The 22,388-nt window shown below is 36.4% G+C and carries 20 protein-coding genes and 1 rRNA gene; 16 read left to right on the top strand and 5 right to left on the bottom strand.

Features of this window, described 5'->3' with window-relative positions; genetic code table 11:
• Nucleotides 1–26: 26 nt before the first annotated feature.
• Nucleotides 27–1,163, bottom strand: coding sequence for a radical SAM/CxCxxxxC motif protein YfkAB (gene yfkAB, locus HMPREF1208_RS06265; RefSeq protein WP_016425498.1), 1,137 nt, complete (start codon nt 1,161–1,163; stop codon nt 27–29).
• A 113-nt stretch (nt 1,164–1,276) separates the two neighbouring features.
• Between yfkAB and HMPREF1208_RS12195 the strand changes: the two genes are divergently transcribed.
• Both HMPREF1208_RS12195 and HMPREF1208_RS06260 read left to right on the top strand, forming a co-directional pair.
• Complete coding sequence (locus HMPREF1208_RS12195; RefSeq protein WP_016425497.1) at nt 1,277–1,438, top strand: SE1561 family protein; 162 nt, start codon at nt 1,277–1,279, stop codon at nt 1,436–1,438.
• A gap of 76 nt (nt 1,439–1,514) precedes the next feature.
• Complete coding sequence (locus HMPREF1208_RS06260; protein ID WP_016425496.1) at nt 1,515–2,030, top strand: type 1 glutamine amidotransferase domain-containing protein; 516 nt, start codon at nt 1,515–1,517, stop codon at nt 2,028–2,030.
• A gap of 268 nt (nt 2,031–2,298) precedes the next feature.
• Here HMPREF1208_RS06260 and HMPREF1208_RS06255 read toward each other — a convergent pair whose 3' ends face one another.
• Nucleotides 2,299–4,044 (bottom strand): pyruvate oxidase, encoded by a 1,746-nt coding sequence (locus tag HMPREF1208_RS06255; RefSeq protein WP_016425495.1) that lies wholly within the window; start codon nt 4,042–4,044, stop codon nt 2,299–2,301.
• 199 nt (nt 4,045–4,243) lie between these two features.
• Here HMPREF1208_RS06255 and sgtB point away from each other — a divergent pair, with 199 nt between their 5' ends.
• The 5 genes from sgtB to HMPREF1208_RS06230 all read left to right on the top strand — a co-directional run bounded on the left by sgtB (nt 4,244) and on the right by HMPREF1208_RS06230 (nt 8,674).
• On the top strand, nt 4,244–5,050 hold the full coding sequence (gene sgtB / locus HMPREF1208_RS06250) for a monofunctional peptidoglycan glycosyltransferase SgtB (RefSeq protein ID WP_016425494.1): 807 nt from the start codon (nt 4,244–4,246) through the stop codon (nt 5,048–5,050).
• A gap of 187 nt (nt 5,051–5,237) precedes the next feature.
• Entirely contained in the window at nt 5,238–6,041 is an 804-nt protein-coding gene (gene recX / locus HMPREF1208_RS06245) for a recombination regulator RecX (protein ID WP_037559169.1), read from the top strand.
• On the top strand, nt 6,034–6,348 hold the full coding sequence (locus HMPREF1208_RS06240) for a YfhH family protein (RefSeq protein ID WP_037559167.1): 315 nt from the start codon (nt 6,034–6,036) through the stop codon (nt 6,346–6,348). The genes recX and HMPREF1208_RS06240 overlap by 8 nt, the downstream gene beginning before the upstream one ends.
• A 14-nt stretch (nt 6,349–6,362) precedes the next feature.
• Nucleotides 6,363–7,892: an ATP-binding cassette domain-containing protein gene (locus HMPREF1208_RS06235; RefSeq protein WP_016425491.1), complete on the top strand. Its 1,530-nt coding sequence runs from the start codon at nt 6,363–6,365 to the stop codon at nt 7,890–7,892.
• 8 nt (nt 7,893–7,900) lie between these two features.
• Entirely contained in the window at nt 7,901–8,674 is a 774-nt protein-coding gene (locus HMPREF1208_RS06230) for a hypothetical protein (protein ID WP_016425490.1), read from the top strand.
• A 76-nt stretch (nt 8,675–8,750) separates the two neighbouring features.
• Here the strand turns inward: HMPREF1208_RS06230 and HMPREF1208_RS06225 are convergent, their stop codons facing one another.
• The gene (locus HMPREF1208_RS06225; RefSeq protein ID WP_016425489.1) at nt 8,751–9,728 is read right to left on the bottom strand and encodes a metal-dependent hydrolase; all 978 of its coding nucleotides are present in this window, start codon (nt 9,726–9,728) and stop codon (nt 8,751–8,753) included.
• A gap of 91 nt (nt 9,729–9,819) precedes the next feature.
• On the opposite strand from HMPREF1208_RS06225, the gene mutY reads away from it, so the two are divergent.
• The 5 genes from mutY to HMPREF1208_RS06205 all read left to right on the top strand — a co-directional run bounded on the left by mutY (nt 9,820) and on the right by HMPREF1208_RS06205 (nt 15,465).
• Nucleotides 9,820–10,863: an A/G-specific adenine glycosylase gene (gene mutY, locus HMPREF1208_RS06220; RefSeq protein ID WP_016425488.1), complete on the top strand. Its 1,044-nt coding sequence runs from the start codon at nt 9,820–9,822 to the stop codon at nt 10,861–10,863.
• Nucleotides 10,864–10,926: 63 nt separating this feature from the next.
• The gene (ntdP, locus tag HMPREF1208_RS06215; protein ID WP_016425487.1) at nt 10,927–11,469 is read left to right on the top strand and encodes a nucleoside tri-diphosphate phosphatase; all 543 of its coding nucleotides are present in this window, start codon (nt 10,927–10,929) and stop codon (nt 11,467–11,469) included.
• Nucleotides 11,470–11,657: 188 nt separating this feature from the next.
• A complete protein-coding gene (locus HMPREF1208_RS12065; RefSeq protein WP_016425486.1) occupies nt 11,658–11,840 on the top strand; it encodes a hypothetical protein in 183 nt (60 codons plus the stop codon).
• A 58-nt stretch (nt 11,841–11,898) separates the two neighbouring features.
• On the top strand, nt 11,899–13,635 hold the full coding sequence (locus tag HMPREF1208_RS06210) for an ABC transporter ATP-binding protein (RefSeq protein ID WP_016425485.1): 1,737 nt from the start codon (nt 11,899–11,901) through the stop codon (nt 13,633–13,635).
• Between the two features lie 237 nt (nt 13,636–13,872).
• On the top strand, nt 13,873–15,465 hold the full coding sequence (locus HMPREF1208_RS06205; RefSeq protein WP_016425484.1) for an FMN-binding glutamate synthase family protein: 1,593 nt from the start codon (nt 13,873–13,875) through the stop codon (nt 15,463–15,465).
• A 95-nt stretch (nt 15,466–15,560) separates the two neighbouring features.
• Here HMPREF1208_RS06205 and HMPREF1208_RS06200 read toward each other — a convergent pair whose 3' ends face one another.
• On the bottom strand, nt 15,561–16,655 hold the full coding sequence (locus HMPREF1208_RS06200) for an FUSC family protein (protein ID WP_016425483.1): 1,095 nt from the start codon (nt 16,653–16,655) through the stop codon (nt 15,561–15,563).
• Nucleotides 16,656–16,747: 92 nt separating this feature from the next.
• The gene (locus HMPREF1208_RS06195) at nt 16,748–18,034 is read right to left on the bottom strand and encodes a glutamate-1-semialdehyde 2,1-aminomutase (protein ID WP_016425482.1); all 1,287 of its coding nucleotides are present in this window, start codon (nt 18,032–18,034) and stop codon (nt 16,748–16,750) included.
• A gap of 81 nt (nt 18,035–18,115) precedes the next feature.
• On the opposite strand from HMPREF1208_RS06195, the gene bcp reads away from it, so the two are divergent.
• The 4 genes from bcp (at nt 18,116) to HMPREF1208_RS06175 (ending at nt 22,305) form a co-directional block, all read left to right on the top strand.
• Nucleotides 18,116–18,574: a thioredoxin-dependent thiol peroxidase gene (gene bcp / locus HMPREF1208_RS06190; protein ID WP_016425481.1), complete on the top strand. Its 459-nt coding sequence runs from the start codon at nt 18,116–18,118 to the stop codon at nt 18,572–18,574.
• Between the two features lie 7 nt (nt 18,575–18,581).
• Nucleotides 18,582–19,532, top strand: coding sequence for an NAD(P)-dependent oxidoreductase (locus HMPREF1208_RS06185; RefSeq protein ID WP_016425480.1), 951 nt, complete (start codon nt 18,582–18,584; stop codon nt 19,530–19,532).
• 84 nt (nt 19,533–19,616) lie between these two features.
• Nucleotides 19,617–20,084 carry a peroxide-responsive transcriptional repressor PerR gene (perR, locus tag HMPREF1208_RS06180; RefSeq protein WP_016425479.1) on the top strand — a complete coding sequence of 156 codons (468 nt, stop codon included), beginning with the start codon at nt 19,617–19,619 and terminating at the stop codon, nt 20,082–20,084.
• Between the two features lie 669 nt (nt 20,085–20,753).
• Nucleotides 20,754–22,305: ribosomal RNA gene (locus HMPREF1208_RS06175) — 16S ribosomal RNA — on the top strand.
• The last annotated feature ends 83 nt before the right edge of the window (nt 22,306–22,388 follow it).

Here is a 22,388-nt window from a genome sequence, read left to right as displayed (position 1 = left end):
TTTAGCATATGGATATTTTCAATGGATTAAGAAAAAATTTGGTGCATCCGTTGTTCTTGTTTTTTAAAATCAACATTTGAGTAATACATATTTTTAACTAGAATGTTAGGACCTAAGCATTCAAATTGAGGACAATGGCAATTGATCGATTTTGATAGTGGCGTCGCCATCCAACGTTGAAATACATCTGTTAAACGATCTTGTTTAATGTTTGAAATCGTACCGGTTTCGTCGCCAAAATCTGTAACAATGACGTTACCCGTAAATACGTTCACATTTAAACGGCTTCTGCCATCTGGATCATTTCGTGTCGATACATTTGGCGCTTGTTTTAATTTTTCTCTTAATTGTGCATCAGCTTCATCTTGTAAACAAGGAAAAATAGGTAATGTACCGAACAACATCCAAGTGTCTTTATCGCGCACATCTAATAAATGTGAGATTGCAGATTTCATCGTTTTAAGATCGAGTACTTCCAATTGACTCGCAAAATCAGCAGGGTACATGGGATGCACTTCGTGACGTTGACATTTCATATCGTGAATCACTTCATGATGAATTGATTCTAAATAAGGTAAAGTACTTTTATTTAACATTGTTTCTGCTGACACAAACATCCCTTGACGACTTAAATTTTGAGCATTTGAAATCATCTGTTCATAGAGTTTTAATTTCGCCTTTAATGGGGGCTGCTTGTCCATTGCGCCAAATCCAACTTCAGTAAATGTATCAATTGTGCCCCAGTTATGTGAAATGTGTAAAACATCGATATATTCAGCAATATCTAAATATCGATCTAAAGGTAGGGTTAAATTAGAATTCAATTGTACATAAATACCCCGTTGCTCGGCATATTTTAATAATGGTTTAACAACTTCACGAATAGACTTTTTAGAAAACATAGGTTCTCCGCCAGTAATAGAAATCGTGCGTAAAGTTGGAATTTCATCTAATCGTTGCGTGATGAGTGACATTGGAAGCGGGTCGGGGTCTCTCGTCTGTAATGTGTAACCCACGGCGCAGTGGCTGCAACGCATATTGCACAAATTAGTTGTTGTAAATTCAACATTACTCAGTACAGGTTGCCCATATCGATTGATATCTGAATAGGGTTCCCACGGATCATTTTTAATAGTAATAGGATCCTTTTTGGTGCTTATCATAATCAAAACTCCTCATCTTAAAATACATGATTGTTTGATATTGGCTATTGAGGAATATCAAATTCATGTTAATATAGCTATGACAATGCAATTATAAAGGAGAATCGCAAAGTATGAAAGAGCCACAAACGATGAATCAAATAAAAGAAAGATTATCTCAATTTTTAGAAGAATTAGAACATACCAAACCTGATGAGGTGAGCGTTGAAGATATCGATGAGTGGATTCATTTACTAGACCAACTTGAAGTAAAAGTAAGTCAGTTACGTAAATAGTTTATTTTGTGATGTTTAGTCAAATTCAATCCGGGTATTTAATACACTAGATACAATAAAGAAAGGTGATTGAATCATGGCAAAAAAAATAGCAGTATTATTAGCAGACCAATTTGAAGATATTGAATTTACAAGTCCAAAAGAAGCTTTAGAAGAAGCTGGACATGAAATAGAAGTAATCGGAAATACTGCCAATTCAGAAGTTGTTGGTAAACATGGTGCAAAAGCAACTGTAGATGTAAGTATTGCTGATGCAAAACCTGAAAATTATGATGCGATATTATTGCCAGGTGGTTTTTCTCCAGACTTATTACGTGGAGATGAAGAACAACGATATGGTACTTTCGCAAAATATTTCTTAAAAGAAGACGCACCAACATTTGCCATTTGTCATGGCCCACAAATTTTAATTGATACAGATGAATTAAAAGGGCGTACATTGACTGCAGTGCTTAACGTACGTAAAGATTTATCAAATGCAGGCGCTAAAGTGGTGGATGAGTCAGTTGTTGTGGACAAAAACTTAGTGACAAGTAGAGTTCCTGATGACTTAGATGACTTTAACAGAGAAATTGTGAATGCATTAAAATAATTCAAGATTCAATTAATGAAGGCTACCGTCAAATCTTATTTGACGGTAGTTTTTTACGTCTTAATCAGAAATATATTTTTAAAGGAAGAAGCGGTCAATAAAAAGGAGCGAGGTAGAAATCGAATGGATTTCCAACTCGCTCCGAGTGCTAGCTAGGATACAAATTCTCAAGCAAAAAACCTGTATGCCTTTCGTAATTTGAAATTTTCTTCGCCTTCAATATAGCTCTTTGATGCTTGGAAATATTAGCATTTGTACAATCGATTAATTAAAGGAAACGTTTAACAGCTGTAGACAGTGACGGCATTTCGTTAAAAATAAATTTACGATCTTCAGTTAAACTACGATATGCCCATTTTGCATAATTTAGCGCTTGTTCTGGCATAATTTTACCAGGGAGTGGCGCAGCGTTTTTATCGACATAAACATTAACGATAGTCGGTCTATGTTGTTGTACAGCTGTTTGTACAATAGCATCAATGTCGTCAGGATTATCAAGTGTATAACCAACGCCACCACAAATTTCTGCATATTTAGCAAAGTCCATATCACTAAAGTCTATACCATATTCTAATTCTCCAGCTTCTTGCTGTTCGTATTTAATAAATGATAATTCCGTATTGTTGAGCACAAATAGTACCATCGGCAAACGGTATTGAACAGCGGTAGCAAAGTCTTGCATTACCATTTCAAAAGCACCGTCTCCCGTAATACCAATCACTTGGCGACCTGGATAGGCAATGCGTGAGGCAATCGCAGTTGGAAGTGCACAGCCCATCGTACCGAGCCAACTTGAAATAACAAAGTGGTTATTAACGCCAAGATTTAGGTAACGTGTAGACCATACTGTAGATGTTCCTACGTCAGCAGCAATAACCGTATCGTCAGTGATTACTTTATTAATCGCATCCATTAACCGCTCTGGACGTATAGGCTTAGCTGTATTTTTCTTGTCTTCTTTCATCCAGCCTTCCCAAGTTTCTTTATGGTCTAACATTTCAGATAAAAATGGACGGTCAGAAACCGGATCAATCGCTTCGATCAGTGCTTGGAGTGCCAGTTGACTATCACCGACAATTGGGGCATCAACATTAAAACGATGTCCGATAGCTTCAGGGTTTTCATCAATTTGAATAGCTGGAATATCTTTCTTAGGTAAATAGTCTATATACGGATAATTTGTCCCCGCTAAAATAAGCAAGTCTGCGTTTTGCATCGCTTGATATGACGGTTTTGTACCAATTTTACCGATATTTCCTAAATTATAAGGATGCTGATCGCCGACAATTGTTTTAGACGGCAATGTGATAATTGTAGGGATTTTACCTTTTTCTATAAATTGACGTACTTCTGCTTTCGCATTTTCAGTCCCTTTACCAACAAGGATGACAGGTCGTTTACTGTCGTTAAATAAACGTGCGGCTTTTTGAATTTCATGCGTAGCGGGTTGGCGTCTTTCTTTTTGATAAGGCTTAACTTCAGAAGGGAAGTTATCATCGACTTTAGTATTCAAAATGTTGTTTGGAAGTGTAAGTACTGCAACGCCTTTCTTTTCGTAGGCAGTACGAATAGCTTCATCTACAATTTGAAAGACATTGTCAGCATCACTGTCTTTTAATTGGTAATTATATACAGCAACATCTTCAAATAAATTCGGTAAATTAATTTCTTGGAATGTTTTTGTCCCAAGTTTATCACTGTCGGCTTGTCCTGAGAGGATTAATTGCGGTACATTATCGAGTTTCGCATCATACATGCCGTTTAATAAATGTACTGCACCAGGACCACCTATTCCTAAAGCAACCCCAATTTTACCTGTAAGTTTTGTATAAGCTGCAGCTGATAGACTCGCAACTTCTTCATGACGTACATGAATAAATCTGATTGAATCTTCGGCACTTTTAAGACCATCCACAACTGCATCAATAGAATCACCAGGAATACCATATACGTGATCGATATCCCAAGCTTTTAATGCTTCTATAAGTGCCATATTCGCTTTAACTTTTCCCATTTTATTACGACTCCCTTTCCAATATAGTAACCTATAAGATTGATATACCCATTTTTTCATTTTATACATCAATATTCAAAATACGTGCTTAACCTCATCCTGCAGACTGATTTTTGATTAAATATATAGATAAATTTCATAGGACTTGATAAACTCACAGTAATTAGTGAATTGAAATTGAGAAAGTAGGTCATCATGGATGAGAAGAAAAGACCGAATGGGGAAGTCTGCCGCACAACCCCATGACAATGCGCCGCATTACAATACGTATTACCAGCCTGTAGGTCAACCGCCTAAAAAACAGAAGCCAAGACGCATTTTTCGTACATTGATTTTTGTCTTAATTTTTATTGCTGCATTGTTTATTGGTTTGATGTATATGCTCTCACAGCAAGCGGATGTATCTGATTTAAAAAGTATCGAGCAAAAAGACAGTTATGTGAGTGCATCGCAAATGCCTAAATATACGAGAGGTGCTTTTATTGCAGTGGAAGATAAACGGTTTTACCATCACTCGGGTGTCGATTATAAAGGGAGCATTCGAGCCATTTTTGCGTCGATAAAAGATAAAAATCGTTTGCAAGGCGGAAGTACGATTACCCAACAGCTTGCTAAAAACTTTTATTATGATAACCAACAGACGGTAACAAGAAAACTAAAAGAAATGTTTGTTGCGAGACGCATTGAAAGAACATATAGTAAAGAGCAGATTTTAAGTTATTATATGAATAATATTTTTTATGGAGACAATCATTATACGATTGAATCTGCAGCACGTTATTATTTCGGAACAACAACGAATCAACAAAATACAAATTTACCTCAAATCACCGTGTTACAAAGTGCAATCCTTGCAAGCAAAGTGAATGCACCTTCAGTTTACGATGTTAATGATATGTCACCCGCTTTTATAAATCGAACTAAAATGACGTTAGAAAAAATGAAGCAACAAAATTATATTAGTGAACAACAATACACTGAGGCATTGCAACAACTTGGTGCTTAACACAAATATATGGCATAATAAAAGAGTGCTATAAAAGTTTTTAAAATTGATCCATTGATAGTAAATGGCCGAGTTAAGTCTAGCTTATATTAAGCATGCTTAATGTGAGTCAACCAGACAGGGGTGGGACAATGAAATCTAATCGATTTCTGTTCCACTCCCTTTTGTGATGATTTGGGGTGATAAGATGAATGAGATAACTAAAATAGAAGTTCAAAAAAACAATAAAGAGAGATTTAATATTTATATAGATCAAGTTTTTGCAATGGGTATTTCTATGGATACGCTTGTAGCCTTTAATTTAAAAAAGGGAGACATCGTCGATAAAAAACAAATCGATGCGATTAATCAAGAAGAGTATGATAGACAAGCGATTAATCAAGCCATGCAATACTTATCTTATCGCAAACGTACACGTAAGGAGATTAAATTACATCTCTTAAAGCAAGACTTTCCAGAGGCGGTCATCGCACGTGCGATAGATTATTGTGAACATCTTCAATTAATTGATCATCGTGACTATATGATAAGCTTAAAAAATACATTACTTCGTACGACGGATAAAGGGCCTGAAATCTTTCGACAGAAGTTACTAGAAGCTGGCATAGAAACGGACTTAATTGATGAAGGCGTTCAATTATATGAAGAAGAGCAGCCAATCGATGCTATTGTGGCATTAGCTGAAAAAATTATGAAACAAAAAAAGGGGCCTGTCTCCAAGGTGAAATTGAAAATTCAACAATCACTTCAACAAAAAGGGTATCGTTTAGATACAATTTATAAAGTAATGGATCAACTCGAAATAGAACAGGATTCAGAAATGATAGACAAATTATTGCAACGTGATTTAGAGAAAGTCTATAATAAAAATCAGAAGAAATACAGTGGGCAACACCTCTATATGAAAACTGTAGAAGGATTGTTGAGAAAAGGCTATCAATACGATGAGATTAGACAAAAATTATCAGAAAGTGGTATCGAAAATGAGTGATAAACGTTTAAGTGAAATGGATAGGCAAGAGATTTTACATGTGATCCAAACGAGTAAAGAGAAAATGCGAAAAGCAGAAATGAACGGTATCATGAATGAATATGATGTCTATGCCAATAAAGTCGTTATTGCTGAAAGCTACCTTATCGATACAGATAAGATAGAAATAGGTAAAATATATAAATTGAAAGATGGTACAGAAGACTTTTTTAAAGTTGAACGTTTAAAAGGAATCTTTGCTTGGGGATTTAGAATTAATCATAGTGACCCCGAAGAAGGATTGCCAATTTCATTATTAAAATTATAAAAGGGGTAGCGCGCATGGGTAGTTCAATTGTCTTGAAGATGATTAATGTAACACATTATTATCGCAATCAAAAAAAACAAAATGTGCTTAAACCTTTTAGTTATCAGCCCGAAGATATTGAGCTGAATAATATTTCGCTATATGTCTATGAAGGTGAAGCTTTAGGTATCATCGGGGAAGCGGATGCTTCCAAGTCACTAGTAGGTGAAATATTAGCAGGCACGGTTCAACCTGATAAAGGTCGAATTGTAAGAAAAGCTTCGATGTTTTATGCGAATATGAATCAAAAATCAGTTGAGGATACAACAGTTGAAGATTATGTCAGTGACGTCGTTCAACTTTATCCTTATGAAGCGGCTGCACACAAGGTGTCACAAATTATTAAATATGCACATCTAGAAGAGGTTAAAACAGAGCGAGTAAGCCAACTGACAGATGCACAATATGCACAATTGCTTTTTAGTTTGGCCCGTTCTTCTGATGCTGAAATTGTGATATTAAGTCATATTTTAAGTTATTTGAATGAAGCGTTTTTTGAAAAAGCACAACTAATGATGCAAGAATATGTTGAGCGTGAGTGGACGTGGATTACAATCGATAATGATGTCGATAAAGTGAAAGCTGTGAGCAACTATTTGGCCTGGATATCACATGGTCAATTAAGAAAAGAAGGTGCCATTAGCCAAGTTTATCCTAAATTTATGGCACATCAACGTGATATGGATTCCCTTAAAACAGATGAGGAGAAAAAGCATTTTGATGAAGATTGGAAAAGAAATCGCAGTAGAATGCCGGAACTCACATACAATTTTAAGAGAATTGAGCGTTATCATCACGCAAAACCACCTGCCTTTCTTTCGAGAATTTGGTTATGGTCTATTTTATTTTTGGTTGGCATGTGTGCGGCAAGTCTCCTCGTCATCAGTGGGATAGGTAAAATAGACAGCACACAAATAACAACGCAACCTACAATTTCCAAACAAGCAAAAGATCCTTATGAAGAAAAACTTGCATATGGGATTGTCAATGAGAGTTCGGTCACTTTGACATCGTTAGAGCATGGGCGCAAAACAATCACCATGCCACATTATTCGATAGCAACTATTGTAGGTGAAAATAAAGCGACATATAAAATACAAGTTAACGGTTCTTTTTATAAAGCTGATAAAGGAAAATTTGAATATTTTAATCCTGCTGCTTTATACAAAGATGTGAAGCGTAAAGATTTAGAACCTTATATGAAAAGTAATTATATCAACTATGTCGATTACTTTAATGGGGAATTACATAAATCACATGAGAAAGTGAATGATACACTTGTACCAGGAAAGAAAGACCGCTTCGTTGAGCCTGTTATTGAACAACCGATTGCAATGTTGTTTGACGACCGTAATCATTTAATGGGCTTTACGTATCCGATTGTGGACAAGTCGAAATTAGAAGACAAATACCATATTAAAAGTGATGTATGGATAACAAAAACGGATGAGGGCTATTTTATTGCAGATTTGAAAAATTCAAAATGGCTTTATATCGAATTGTAGGTGGAAAAATGGTTGAGAATTTAATTCGTTTTTACAAAAATATTCCTAGAATATACCGACATAGTATATATCGCCTAAAAATGCATAGAAAGTGGACGTTATTGACTTTCGCTATAGGTATCCTACTGACATTTATCATCACGATGATTTTTAGGAGAATAGGGACTGTTGATGTCAAATTAGCAACAATAGATTATAGACTTACAGGCTTAATGACTTTCGCCGTTATTTGGATTGCCATCTTTATTAATTACCGTTTTTTTCCAAGAGACTATTATGTGACACGTCATTACAACAGCACGCCGTTTCTTCACGTGTTATTGTCGAGTGCACTCTATAGTTTAGTCTTGCTTATATTAACGCTTGTGATGGCTTGGTTAAAACCTCTTAATACAGACACAACAGTGATTGGTGTATTGTTTTATATTGTAATGAGTTTGTTTTTTATTACAGTGATCTCATTTTTATTAGGAATGATTTATATTTTATATCCAAAGTTAGATAAAGTATTTTATATCGTTTCTTTAATCGTATTTTGTCTATCGCCTATTTTGTATATTCCAGATGGAGGATGGCAAACGCGGTTGTTGATGCTGAATCCTATTTTTTATTTAGTGAACGGCATGCAGCAGTCCGTGATTATAGGTAAAGATGCGATTAATAACTTGGGATATCATATTTACTTCTTTTGTTTTATGGGCTTAATGATTGTCTTTAGTTTCGCATTGAAGGATTATGTGACACAGTTGAGACCCAATGAACATCAACAACTTAAATCTTAATTTGATTAATGGATTGAGTGAAATTCATAAAAAACCTAGTCCCTTACAATAGAGACTAGGTTTTGTCATATATGATTTATTGGGCATATAACTTTTTCATCAGCTTTTCTTCGCTGAATACCCAACCCGTATACGAATGTACAACTTTCATTTCTTTATCGAGATGGGCAATAGCAACAAATTGATAATGTCCTTTCTTTAAATACCGTAAGTCAATAAATCGGAGCTCTGTTGTCTCATTATCAATATGCTTAATATGCCAACGATAAATCGAAGAAAAATTTAAAAATGCTCTTATATTATGATCATATTGTGCATATTGCATAATTTCTGGGCTTGGATAAGGTTGGCGTTTAACTTTATCACTAAACACGATGCTTCGACCATAACTACGCCCGACGTAATCATGTTTTTCTGTTTGAATTGCAATACGCCACTCTTTAAAGCGAATGGTCGGTGCCACAAAGACTTTAATTGGTGTGCCTAAATGTTCTACTTGATTTAATGCTTGTTTTTTTAACCAGAAACGCATTTGAAAGCGCAGAATGTAATAAAAAATCAAGATGATCAGCACAGGTCCGAAAACAACATACGGATGTAACCCCAATGCCCATAATAAAATACCGATGAGCAAAATTGTAAAAATAATAGGGTCAAATGTGTTAATGACGCTAAGTTGAATCCACTTATTTGTAATAGGTCGCAATGCTTGTGTCCCGTATGAATTAAATATATCGACAAACACATGCAAAAATACAGCGAGTTGTGCCCATAGCCAAATATGAAGTGGATCTAAATCTTTAAAAAAGACATATACTAATAAGGTTAGTAGTAATGGCCAAAAGATTGTAAATGGAATAGAATGGGTAATCCCTCTATGATTCGAAATATAGGTTGCGTTATTTTTTAATTTTAGTACAGTATCACTATCAGGAATTAACGAACCAGCAATTAATACAGTAGCAGTTGCAGCAAAATTTCCGCCTAGCGCAGTATCTGTTGTTGCTACTGCTGTTAGGCCTATACCGATAGCAATATGAGTAGCTGTATCCATATTGTCTCACTCTTTTCAAAATATCTTAATCTTATTATAATCTACAACTGAGTTGAAGGTAAATTATTCAAATTTTAAAAGGGGAATAGAAATGTTAAACGAAATTTCTTTTAAGCCGCATTTGTTAGAATGGTTTGCACTCGAACAACGACAGATGCCTTGGAGAGAAACTAAAAATCCATATTACATATGGGTAAGTGAAGTCATGTTACAACAAACACAAGTCGATACGGTTAGAGATTATTATCAACGTTTTATTACACAATTTCCACGTATTGAAGATTTAGCCGCAGCACAAGAAGAAGACGTATTAAAATTATGGGAAGGCTTGGGGTATTACAGTCGTGCCCGTAATTTTCATACAGCTGCTAAAGAAGTCGTTGCTCAGCACAACGGGATTGTACCTCAGCATCCTGATACATTTTTATCTTTAAAAGGTGTTGGTCCTTATACGCAAGCGGCAGTGATGAGTATTGCTTATGGTTTACCGTTAGCCACAGTAGATGGCAACGTTTTTCGTGTGTGGTCTCGTTTGAATGATGATAGTCGCGATACAGCGTTACAATCGACACGAAAAGCTTATGAACAAGAACTATTGCCGTATGTTGCTTCTGAAGCAGGCGATTTTAATCAAGCAATGATGGAATTAGGCGCGCTTGTTTGTACGCCGAAATCACCCCTGTGCATATTTTGTCCAGTTCAAGATCACTGTGAAGCATATGCAAATGGGACAGTGTTAGAGCGTCCTGTGAAAACTAAAAAACTAAAGAAAAAAGAATTGAACTTTGATGTTTATGTGATTCAAGACCATCTAGGCCGTTATTTAATTGAACAAAGAACGTCTTCGTTGTTAAAAGGAATGTGGCAATTTCCAATGGTTGAACAACTTAGTCAAACGCCATCTGAAGCTGTTATCGTAGATTCATTAAAAATTAAAGAAAAGGAAATCATGACCTTAAAGCATCAATTTACACACCTTACTTGGAAGCTTCATGTCCATTTAGCAGAAATTGCTCAAGAAGATGAACGCAAGGTGGCAGAAGGAAGACTTTGGTTGGTGCCTGAACAAAAAGAACACTATTCTTTTCCGGTCCCAATGACTAAAATTTTTAAAAAGCTTCATCAAGCTGAATAATTAAGTAACCGGATTGATTGTGATATAATAGTCGAGGTTATAACAATTAAGGAGGTGTGGCAAGTGGTCAAGTCGTGTGTACCTCGAGAAGGGGAATCGATTAAGATACAATCTTATAAACATGATGGCAAAATCCATCGTGTCTGGTCAGAAACGACTATCCTCAAGGGAACAGCCGATGTGGTTATTGGTGGAAATGATCATACATTAGTGACCGAAAGTGATGGCCGAACTTGGATAACGCGTGAACCCGCGATTGTCTATTTTCATTCAGAATTTTGGTTTAACGTCATATGTATGTTCAGAGAAGATGGCATTTACTATTACTGCAACTTATCCTCTCCATTTGTCTGCGACGAAGAAGCCCTTAAGTATATTGACTATGATTTAGATATCAAAGTCTATCCGAATGGAAAATATCACTTACTTGATGAGGATGAATATGAACAACATATGAATCAAATGAATTATCCGAAAGATATTGATTTGATTTTAAGACGAAATGTCGATATTCTTCAACAATGGATTGAACAGAAAAAGGGACCATTTGCCCCAGATTTTATCAAAGTATGGCGTCAACGTTTTCAAAAATATAAAAATATTTAAAAGTAAGCGTGTTAGTATAAAGAATTTCGTCAATTTTGAAGTTTAATTTTATTTTGCAAATGGCTCGATATGTGATGTAGTAGACGGTGTGAAAACAACTTCTTACATAGTCTGTTTAAGCCGATGTCATTCAATACATCGGATGATGTACAGAGTTTGAACAATGATTTTAAATACGGGAGTAAGATTTGGAAGCGAATAGTGTTCCGTCTTACTCCCGTTCAAATCGTTGTACTTTACCTCAATACAATCACGTCATATTGACAGATTGCCTATTTGAATCAACAAATAAGGGGCAGCAAAATGATAATGCTTGCGGTTATTTAATTGAAGCAAAGCGTAAAATAGCTGACACATTAGAAAACGAATAAACAACAATGTACGCACAAATTCTTAATTGGAAGCATATAATTTTTGGGGGGCAAGCGCATGATTAAGCGTTATTTAGAGTTTGTGAAGCCATATAAATGGCTATTATTTGGGACAATTATTGTAGGGATATTAAAATTTGGTATTCCTTTACTCATACCACTCCTCATCAAGTTTGTCATTGATGATGTCATCAACAATGCTGCTCTTACTGTGGATGATAAACTAATGAGACTGTTTGTTGCAATGTTAATTGCAGCATTTATTTTTGTAATTGTACGTCCACCTATTGAGTTTTTGAGACAATATATGGCACAGTGGACAAGTAACAAAATTTTATATGATATACGTAAAAAATTGTATGATCATCTTCAAGCTTTAAGTGCTAAATTTTATGCGAATAATAAAGCGGGTGAAGTCATTTCCCGTGTCATTAATGACGTAGAACAGACAAAAGACTTTATTATGACAGGCCTGATGAATATTTGGCTCGATTGTATCACCATTATTATCGCACTGTCTGTCATGTTCTTTTTGGATGTTCAGTTAACGTTTGCGGCGATTGTCATCTTGCCGTTTTATGTACTAACTGTGTATTTTTTCTTTGGCAGATTAAGAGCACTGACACGTCAACGTTCACAAAAATTAGCTGAAGCACAAGGCTTTTTACATGAACGTGTAAATGGTATGGCAGTCATTAAAAGTTTTGCTATTGAAAATAATGAAGCACAAAACTTTGATCATCGAAATAAAAATTTTCTAAATAAAGCATTTCAACATACACGTTGGAACGCCTATTCTTTTTCAGCAATCAATACAGTAACTGATATCGGTCCATTAATTGTAATCGGCTATGGTGCTTATTTAGCAATTACAGGTTCAGTCACAGTCGGGACACTTGCCGCATTTGTGAGTTACTTAGAACAACTCTATGGGCCTTTACGAAGACTCGTTTCTTCTTTTACTACATTGACACAAAGTTTTGCATCAATGGACCGCGTTTTTCAATTATTTGATGAACCGTATGATATTAAAAATACTGACTATGCAAAACCGATAGCGATTAAAGAAGGACACATCAAAATAGAAAATGTTTCTTTTCGCTATCAACCTAATGAAAAAGATGTTTTAAAACATTTGAATTTAGATATTAAACATGGTGAAACAGTCGCTTTTGTAGGTATGAGTGGAGGTGGTAAGTCAACTTTAATCAATTTGATCCCGCGATTTTATGATGTGACAGAGGGCCATATATCCATTGATGGGCATGACATTAAAGCGTTCGATACGGGTAGTTTGAGACGACAAATCGGTATGGTACAACAAGACAATATTTTATTTTCTGATACAGTAAAAGAAAATATCTTGCTCGGACGACCTGACGCAACTTTTGAAGAAGTGGTTGAGGCTGCTAAGCTTGCAAATGCACATGACTTTATTATGGATTTACCACAAGGCTATGATACTGAAGTAGGCGAACGAGGTGTGAAATTATCAGGAGGACAGAAACAAAGATTGTCTATTGCACGTATCTTTTTAAATGATCCACCTATCTTGATTCTTGATGAGGCAACAAGTGCACTCGACTTAGAAAGTGAAGCAATCATACAAGAAGCACTTGATACATTAAGTCATGATCGAACTACCATCATTGTCGCACACCGCCTGTCAACCATCACACACGCCGATAAAATTGTAGTTATTGAAAATGGTGAAATTGTAGAACAAGGTTCACATCAAACACTCATTGACAAGCAAGGCGCTTATGAGCGACTTTATTCAATACAAAATCTTTAATAATTAAAAACGGGCATTCAATTAGAGCAAACAAATGGAATCTTTGTTGAATTAAGATTTCTAGTTTGCTCTTTTTTTAGTAATGAAACTTAAAAAGATACTCTTTAGAACTTTGGTTATTCTGCTTTAAATGAGAAAGCACTCGTGTTCGTGAATTGAAACTAAAAAAGGTTTTAAATATGATATGACGATACAATATAGGGTATAATACAATCAAAAATATAAGGGGATGGGCCAGTGTCTTTTCTAACAATATTGCAATTGATCGTCAATATCATTTTAGTGGGGTTACTTCTATTTTTAATCATCGCTGCAGTAGCATTTTTAATTTTTGATAAAGGTCAAAAGCAACATAGCGTTTTAAGGAATTATCCAGTTCTTGCGAGAGTCCGATATTTTCTTGAACATATTGGTCCTGAATTAAGACAATATCTTTTTCTAAATGATAATGAAGATAAACCTTTTTCTAGACTAGATTATCAAGATATTGTTTTAGCAGGGAAATATAAAAATAGAGGTGCGAGTTTCGGGACACAAAAAAATTATCAACATGGCTTTTTTATTAACAATGCAATGTTTCCAACACAAAAACCTGCTTTAAAAGTGGATAATACACATCAAATTACGACTTTCTTGTATCAAATAAAAAATGAGGGTCTCGTTAATCGTAAAGAAAAAGCGGTTGAAAAGAATGTGGATCCTTTCCTACTATCACCTGAACAGTACGTTAAAATTGGCGAGAATATTGAACACCCTTATTTTGCTAAGCGTCTTGTCGGTCAATCAGGTATGAGCTATGGTGCGTTAGGGAAGAATGCGATTACCGCTCTTTCAAAAGGTCTAGGCATGGCGAACACATGGATGAACACAGGTGAAGGTGGACTCTCTCCACATCATTTAAAAGGGGAAGCGGATATTATTTTTCAAATTGGACCAGGACTATTTGGTGTTAGAAATGAGCAAGGTCAATTTGATTCAAAAGCATTTGTTGAAATCGCCAAAAAAGAACAAGTAAAAGCTTTTGAAATTAAACTTGCTCAAGGTGCTAAAACAAGAGGGGGACATATTGAAGGTAAAAAAGTAACTGAAGAGATTGCTAAAATTAGAAGACTTAAACCGTATGAAACAATCGATTCCCCTAACCGTTTTGAATTTATACAAAATGCCAAAGATTTATTAGAATGGCTAGAAGAGTTACGTCAGTTAGGTCAAAAACCTGTAGGCTTTAAAATGGTATTAGGACATGCAAATGAATTTGTAACACTTATTGAAACGATGAAACATTTAGACATTTATCCTGATTTTATTACGATAGATGGAGGCGAAGGTGGTACTGGCGCATCTTTTCAGGAATTGCAAGACGGTGTAGGATTACCTTTATTTACATCTTTACCCATCATAGACGGGTTGCTCAAAACGCATGGAATTAGAGAACGTATCAAAATATTTGCTTCTGGAAAATTAATTACACCTGATAAAATTGCCATTGCTTTAGCGTTAGGGGCAGATCTAGTCAATGTTGCGAGAGCGATGATGATTAGTGTTGGATGTATTATGAGTAAACAATGTCATAAAAATACTTGTCCGGCGGGTGTAGCGACAACGGATGCAAAGAAGGAACGTGCTTTAGTGGTAGATGAAAAACAATATCGTGTTGTTAAATATATTACGAGTTTGCATGAGGGCTTGTTTAATATTGCTGCAGCAGTTGGCGTCGAAAGCCCAACAGAAATTGGACCTGAACATGTGACGATTAAACACCAAAATGGGCAATTGGATACTATCAAACGCTATCAACTCAAACTGGTCAATGACAGTTTGATGGAATAAAAATAAAAAAGACGGTCTATCTCATCTCACATTAAAGTGTTGATGTGGATAGTCGTCTTTTTTAACGCCGTTTATAAAAAACAGGCAATGTCTCTTTATAAGTCAAAGTCCTCTTCAATTATATCAATATCCGGATCAGTTGCATGATATTTAAAATAACTAACACGCAATCGGTCCAAATGTTCTAGATTATAACGATATTCTTCTAATGAAGAGATGATATGCATAATATTCGCATAAGAGAACCCACAAGGATTCGGATTATGAATCACTTCATCTTGAAATGCTGTCATAATATCTTTTTTAAGAGGATTGGGTACAAATTGCTGATCGTGCGAGACGTCAAATTTTGCTTTTTTAGTAATACTAATTAAAATTTGCTCATGAAACTGTGTTAGTTCGTCAATCTCTAACTTAATTTGAAGTAGTAACGAATGACTGAGATGGACGAGATCGTTTTGATAACGATTCATGCGACGTAAAACATCATATGCATCTCGTGTCGATAAAACAATTTCTTTAAATAAAATTTTCTTACGTGTTTGAGCAAAGACCTGTTTTTTTGTAAAAACGCGTTCTTCTTTATAAAACTCTAAAAATTGTTCTAGTTTTACGATTCTTTGTCGTAAATGTTCCAAATCTTGCTTTACATGATTAAACTCCGTTGCATCATTTAGGACTAAATTAAACCATTTGAAAATATCCGTTGAAATGTTTAATGAATTATAATAAATTTTTGTCTCAAATTTCGGAGGTAAAAATGTTAAATTGACGATAAAAGAACTGATGACACCAATCATGACAAGTGAAAAACGATAAAATGCGGATATATAAAACGATCCATTGTGTTGCCCCATAATGACGAGGGCAGTGACTGTAGCTAAAGTTGCAACGTGCGCAATGTTCATTCTAAAAAGTAAAGCAATGAGCAAAATCACTGTCGCACCCATAATGATGACATTGTTACCAAATATCGTAACCATTGTTACAGCAAGTAATGCGCCAATTACATTACCTTGAAATTGGTCAACAATTGTTTTAAAAGTACGATAGACACTAGGCTGCATCGCAACAACCGCTGCAATGCCTGCTACAGTCACCATGCCTGTTGATCCGGGTAACAATGAAGCAATTGAAACCGCAAGTATAATGGCGATACCGGTTTTTAATATTCGAGCTCCCAGTTTCAAGTCATCGCGCTCCTTTATGTTATATTTCAATTAATATTGAATATGTTTAATCATGTTATACACTGTTGTAGCGCATTTTTCAATATAGAAGTTTACAATTGGCTAAATGCATAATCGGCAGCAGCTATTGTTTTATCGATATCGGCTTCTGTGTGTTCTGTTGTTAAGAACCAAGCCTCATATTTAGAAGGTGCCAAATTGATGCCTTGATTGAGCATAAGTTTGAAAAATTTACCGAACTGTTCACCATCAGAAGCATCTGCTTGGTCATAATGTGTGACTTTTTCATCTGTAAAGTAGACTGTTAACGCCCCTCGAATTCGATTAATTGTAGCTTTTACATTATATTTATCAATTGCTGCTTGTAAGCCTTCTTCCAGTCTTTTACCAAGTTGATCAAGCTTTTCATATACGCCGTCTTGTTCTAACACTTCTAATAATGCAATACCTGCTTTCATTGATAATGGATTACCTGCCATTGTACCCGCTTGATAAGCAGGCCCTAAAGGTGCGACTTGTTCCATAATATCTTGACGGCCACCATAACCACCAATCGGTAGACCACCACCAATGATTTTACCGAATGCTGTTAAGTCTGGATAAACGCCTAATAAATCTTGCGCAGCGCCATAATGGAAACGAAAAGCAGTAATCACTTCGTCATAGATTACAAGACCACCGTGTTCATGTGTAATACGATTCACTTCTTCTAAAAAGCCAGGTTGCGGCTCAACCATACCGAAATTGCCGACAATCGGTTCTACAAGTACACCTGCAACTTGATCGCCCCAATGTGCCATTGCTTCTTTAAAGGCATCAACATTATTGAAAGGCACGGTAATCACTTCTTGTGCGACACTTTTTGGTACACCTGCGGAATCAGGAGAACCAAGTTGAGATGGTCCACTTCCTGCAGCCACTAGGACTAAATCGGAATGTCCATGATAACAACCAGCAAATTTAATGATTTTATCTCGTTTTGTGTATGCTCTTGCGACACGTATGGTTGTCATCACGGCCTCTGTACCAGAATTGACAAAACGTATTTTTTCTAAAGAAGGGATTGCGTCACGTAATTTACGTGCAAAATCAATTTCTAGTTCTGTCGGTGTTCCATATAATACGCCAAGAGCAGCTTGTTCTTGAATTGCTTTCGTAATATGAGGATGTGCATGTCCTGTAATAATTGGACCGTATGCCTGTAAATAATCAATATATTGGTTACCATCCACATCGTAGAGATATGCACCTTTACCAGACTTCATAACAACAGGTGCCCCACCGCCCACTGCTTTATAAGAACGGGAAGGGGAGTTCACACCGCCTAATATATATTCATCAGATTGTTTCTGAAGTGCTTCACTTAATGTAAATTTCATATTTAACCAACCTCTTTTAATTTAATATTTTCACCTCTTATCGTATCATAAAATTAAACGTTATTAGAAAGAGGGATTGTGATGTTAAAAAAAGGCGACCAATTTCCAGAATTTAAATTAGAAACACAAAATGATGAATGGATTACAAATGATACATTAAAAGGTCAAAAAGCAGTGCTTTATTTTTATCCTCGTGATAACACACCGACGTGTACAACAGAAGCATGTGACTTTAGAGATAATTTAAGCTTTTTTAATGATTTGGATGTCAAAGTTTATGGGATTAGTGGTGATTCTAAACGAAAGCATCAAAATTTTGTTCAAAAGCATGATTTGAATTTCGACTTACTCGTAGATGAAGACTATCAATTATCTGAAGCAGTGGGTGTATATCAATTAAAGAAGTCTTTTGGTAAAGAATCGATGGGTATTGTTAGAACGACGTTTGTGATTGACGAAGACGGTAAAGTTTTAGATGTAATTGAAAAAGTTAAAGTTAAGGAACAGATGGAGCAATTAAAAGCTATATTAGAAGGGTGAGGTATATATGATTGTTGTCAGTTTAATGCGATTAGATGATCAAGAATCGCGTCTAAAAGAAGCTTATCCAGATGTGTCATTTCATTTTTATAAGCACCCATCAGAATTACCTCATGATATTCAAAAAGAAATGGATGTATTAATTACTTATCACGCAGAAGTAAATCAAGCATTTATAGAAAACGCACCAAACTTAAAATGGATTGCTTGGTATGCAACGGGTGTCAATACGCTACCTTTTGAAACGTTGAATGAAAGAGGCATTACGCTTACGAACGCAGGGGGTGTCCATGCACAGCAATTGACGGAATTTTTATTTGCTTATATTTTAGATGACTATAAAGAACTGAAAGAAGCATATAGCGAGCAACAAGATAGAATCTACAATCATAAACGTGTAACACCATCTGTCAGTGGACAACGTATTCTTTTTTTAGGTACTGGTAAAATACCTCAGAGAGCGGCACAAGTTGCTAAAGTTTTAGGTATGGAGACAATAGGACTTAATACGACTGGTCATGAGGCTGACTATTTCGATCAAACTGACTCGTTAGCTCGACGCCAAGAGATTTATGCATCAGCTGATATTATAGTCAACTTATTACCAGAGACTGAGGAAACTTATCATTTATTAAAACGTGAAGATTTCCAAGCGATGAATCAACATACTTTGTTCATCAATATTGGAAGGGGAACGATTACTGAAGAAGCGGTTTTAGTAGATAGTTTAAAAGAACATGAGATAAGAAAAGCTTATTTGGATGTTTTTGACAAAGAACCATTAGAAGCTACATCTAAATTATATGATCTTGATAATGTTTATATTACGGCACATATTTCAGGAAATCGTGATGACAATAAGAAACAAGCAACAGACATATTTTTAAATAATTTAGAAAATTTTCTCAATAACGGTGAAGTTAATGAGAATGTAGTTGATGTGAATAAAGGATATTAACATATCCATTGACATAAGCAGCCTCTAACCTTTATATTGTTATTAAGTAAGAATTATTATTAACTAGAGAGACGGGTGAAACTAATGGCTGCTGAATTGGAATCTCATGAACATCAATTACAAGAGTCAATAGCGTCTTTACGAAAAGCAGGCGTTCGTATTACACCACAACGTCAAGCAATATTGAATTTCCTAATTAAAGCACATTCACATCCAACTGCTGATGAAATTTATCAAGCATTATCGCCTGATTTTCCAAATATTAGTGTAGCTACAATCTACAATAATCTTAAAGTTTTTAAGAAAACAGGTATAGTTAAAGAGCTCACATACGGTGATGCCTCTAGTCGTTTTGATTTCGATACACAAAACCACTATCATGTGATATGTGAAAAATGTGGAAAAATCGTTGACTTTCATTATCCGCTATTGCATGAAGTTGAACAACTTGCGCAACATGTCACACATTTCGATGTAACACACCATCGAATGGAAATATATGGAATTTGTCAATCATGTAAAGAAGCTGAAGAAAAGAAAAAAGAATCATAGAAACTTTCAAACGCATTTAATGATAAGGTGCATGACTCATCCTTTCATTAAATGCGTCTTTTTTATTGATGGCTCCCGTGGTGATATTATGACTTTCACGGTACAGACTTTTAGATACAAAACGATCATGATAAGTAGAAGTCAATCCTCTTTTTAATAAAGTGAGACCTTTTATGTGAAAGTTAGTGCATATTATCCATCCTTAAACCACATTTTTCTTATGCAAAGATATAAAATTCTCTCTTAACGCGTCAGTTTACAAAATGATAGTAATATTTATTAATAAACATCTCTATTTTCTGTTGACGTATTTCATTCTGCTTGATAAGATATAAAAGTCGTTTCGAGCAAACAATATTTAAATTAACTTTACTTTGTAAATCAGGTTTTAAAAGTGTAAAATTAACGCTTGAATCTTCTCTGATAACAATATAAGATAATAAATGTTGAATGAAAGACAACAACTTATTAACAAAGAATCAATTATACTTTAAATAATTGTTGACACAACAAAAGATTTAAAGTATAATTGATTCTTGTAACGGTAAAAATGAACATTGAAAACTGAATGACAATATGTCAACGTTAATTCCGATAATTTGAGTACTTTAACGTACTTTGAAGAGTGATTGACTTAATCAATCAACGAGCTATATCAAGCTTACTTCTTTTATGGAGAGTTTGATCCTGGCTCAGGATGAACGCTGGCGGCGTGCCTAATACATGCAAGTCGAGCGAACGGACGAGGAGCTTGCTCCTTTGAAGTTAGCGGCGGACGGGTGAGTAACACGTGGGTAACCTACCTATAAGACTGGAATAACTCCGGGAAACCGGGGCTAATGCCGGATAACATGTTGAACCGCATGGTTCAACAGTGAAAGACGGTCTTGCTGTCACTTATAGATGGACCCGCGCCGTATTAGCTAGTTGGTGGGGTAACGGCCTACCAAGGCGACGATACGTAGCCGACCTGAGAGGGTGATCGGCCACACTGGAACTGAGACACGGTCCAGACTCCTACGGGAGGCAGCAGTAGGGAATCTTCCGCAATGGGCGAAAGCCTGACGGAGCAACGCCGCGTGAGTGATGAAGGTCTTCGGATCGTAAAGCTCTGTTGTTAGGGAAGAACAAATGTGTAAGTAACTGTGCACGTCTTGACGGTACCTAACCAGAAAGCCACGGCTAACTACGTGCCAGCAGCCGCGGTAATACGTAGGTGGCAAGCGTTATCCGGAATTATTGGGCGTAAAGCGCGCGTAGGCGGTTTTTTAAGTCTGATGTGAAAGCCCACGGCTCAACCGTGGAGGGTCATTGGAAACTGGAAAACTTGAGTGCAGAAGAGGAAAGTGGAATTCCATGTGTAGCGGTGAAATGCGCAGAGATATGGAGGAACACCAGTGGCGAAGGCGGCTTTCTGGTCTGCAACTGACGCTGATGTGCGAAAGCGTGGGGATCAAACAGGATTAGATACCCTGGTAGTCCACGCCGTAAACGATGAGTGCTAAGTGTTAGGGGGTTTCCGCCCCTTAGTGCTGCAGCTAACGCATTAAGCACTCCGCCTGGGGAGTACGGTCGCAAGACTGAAACTCAAAGGAATTGACGGGGACCCGCACAAGCGGTGGAGCATGTGGTTTAATTCGAAGCAACGCGAAGAACCTTACCAAATCTTGACATCCTTTGACCGCTCTAGAGATAGAGTTTTCCTCTTCGGAGGACAAAGTGACAGGTGGTGCATGGTTGTCGTCAGCTCGTGTCGTGAGATGTTGGGTTAAGTCCCGCAACGAGCGCAACCCTTGAGCTTAGTTGCCATCATTAAGTTGGGCACTCTAAGTTGACTGCCGGTGACAAACCGGAGGAAGGTGGGGATGACGTCAAATCATCATGCCCCTTATGATTTGGGCTACACACGTGCTACAATGGACAATACAAAGGGCAGCGAAACCGCGAGGTCAAGCAAATCCCATAAAGTTGTTCTCAGTTCGGATTGTAGTCTGCAACTCGACTACATGAAGCTGGAATCGCTAGTAATCGTAGATCAGCATGCTACGGTGAATACGTTCCCGGGTCTTGTACACACCGCCCGTCACACCACGAGAGTTTGTAACACTCGAAGCCGGTGGAGTAACCATTTTGGAGCTAGCCGTCGAAGGTGGGACAAATGATTGGGGTGAAGTCGTAACAAGGTAGCCGTATCGGAAGGTGCGGCTGGATCACCTCCTTTCTAAGGATAATATACGGAAATATCACCAACAGGTGATAGACGGAATTAACATGACATATTGTATTCAGTTTTGAATGCTCATT

The organism is Staphylococcus sp. HGB0015 (assembly GCF_000411275.1).
GTDB classification, from domain to species: Bacteria; Bacillota; Bacilli; order Staphylococcales; family Staphylococcaceae; genus Staphylococcus; species Staphylococcus schleiferi.
Note: the sequence above shows the minus strand (reverse complement) of the source record. Positions and strands in the feature narration are given on the sequence as shown.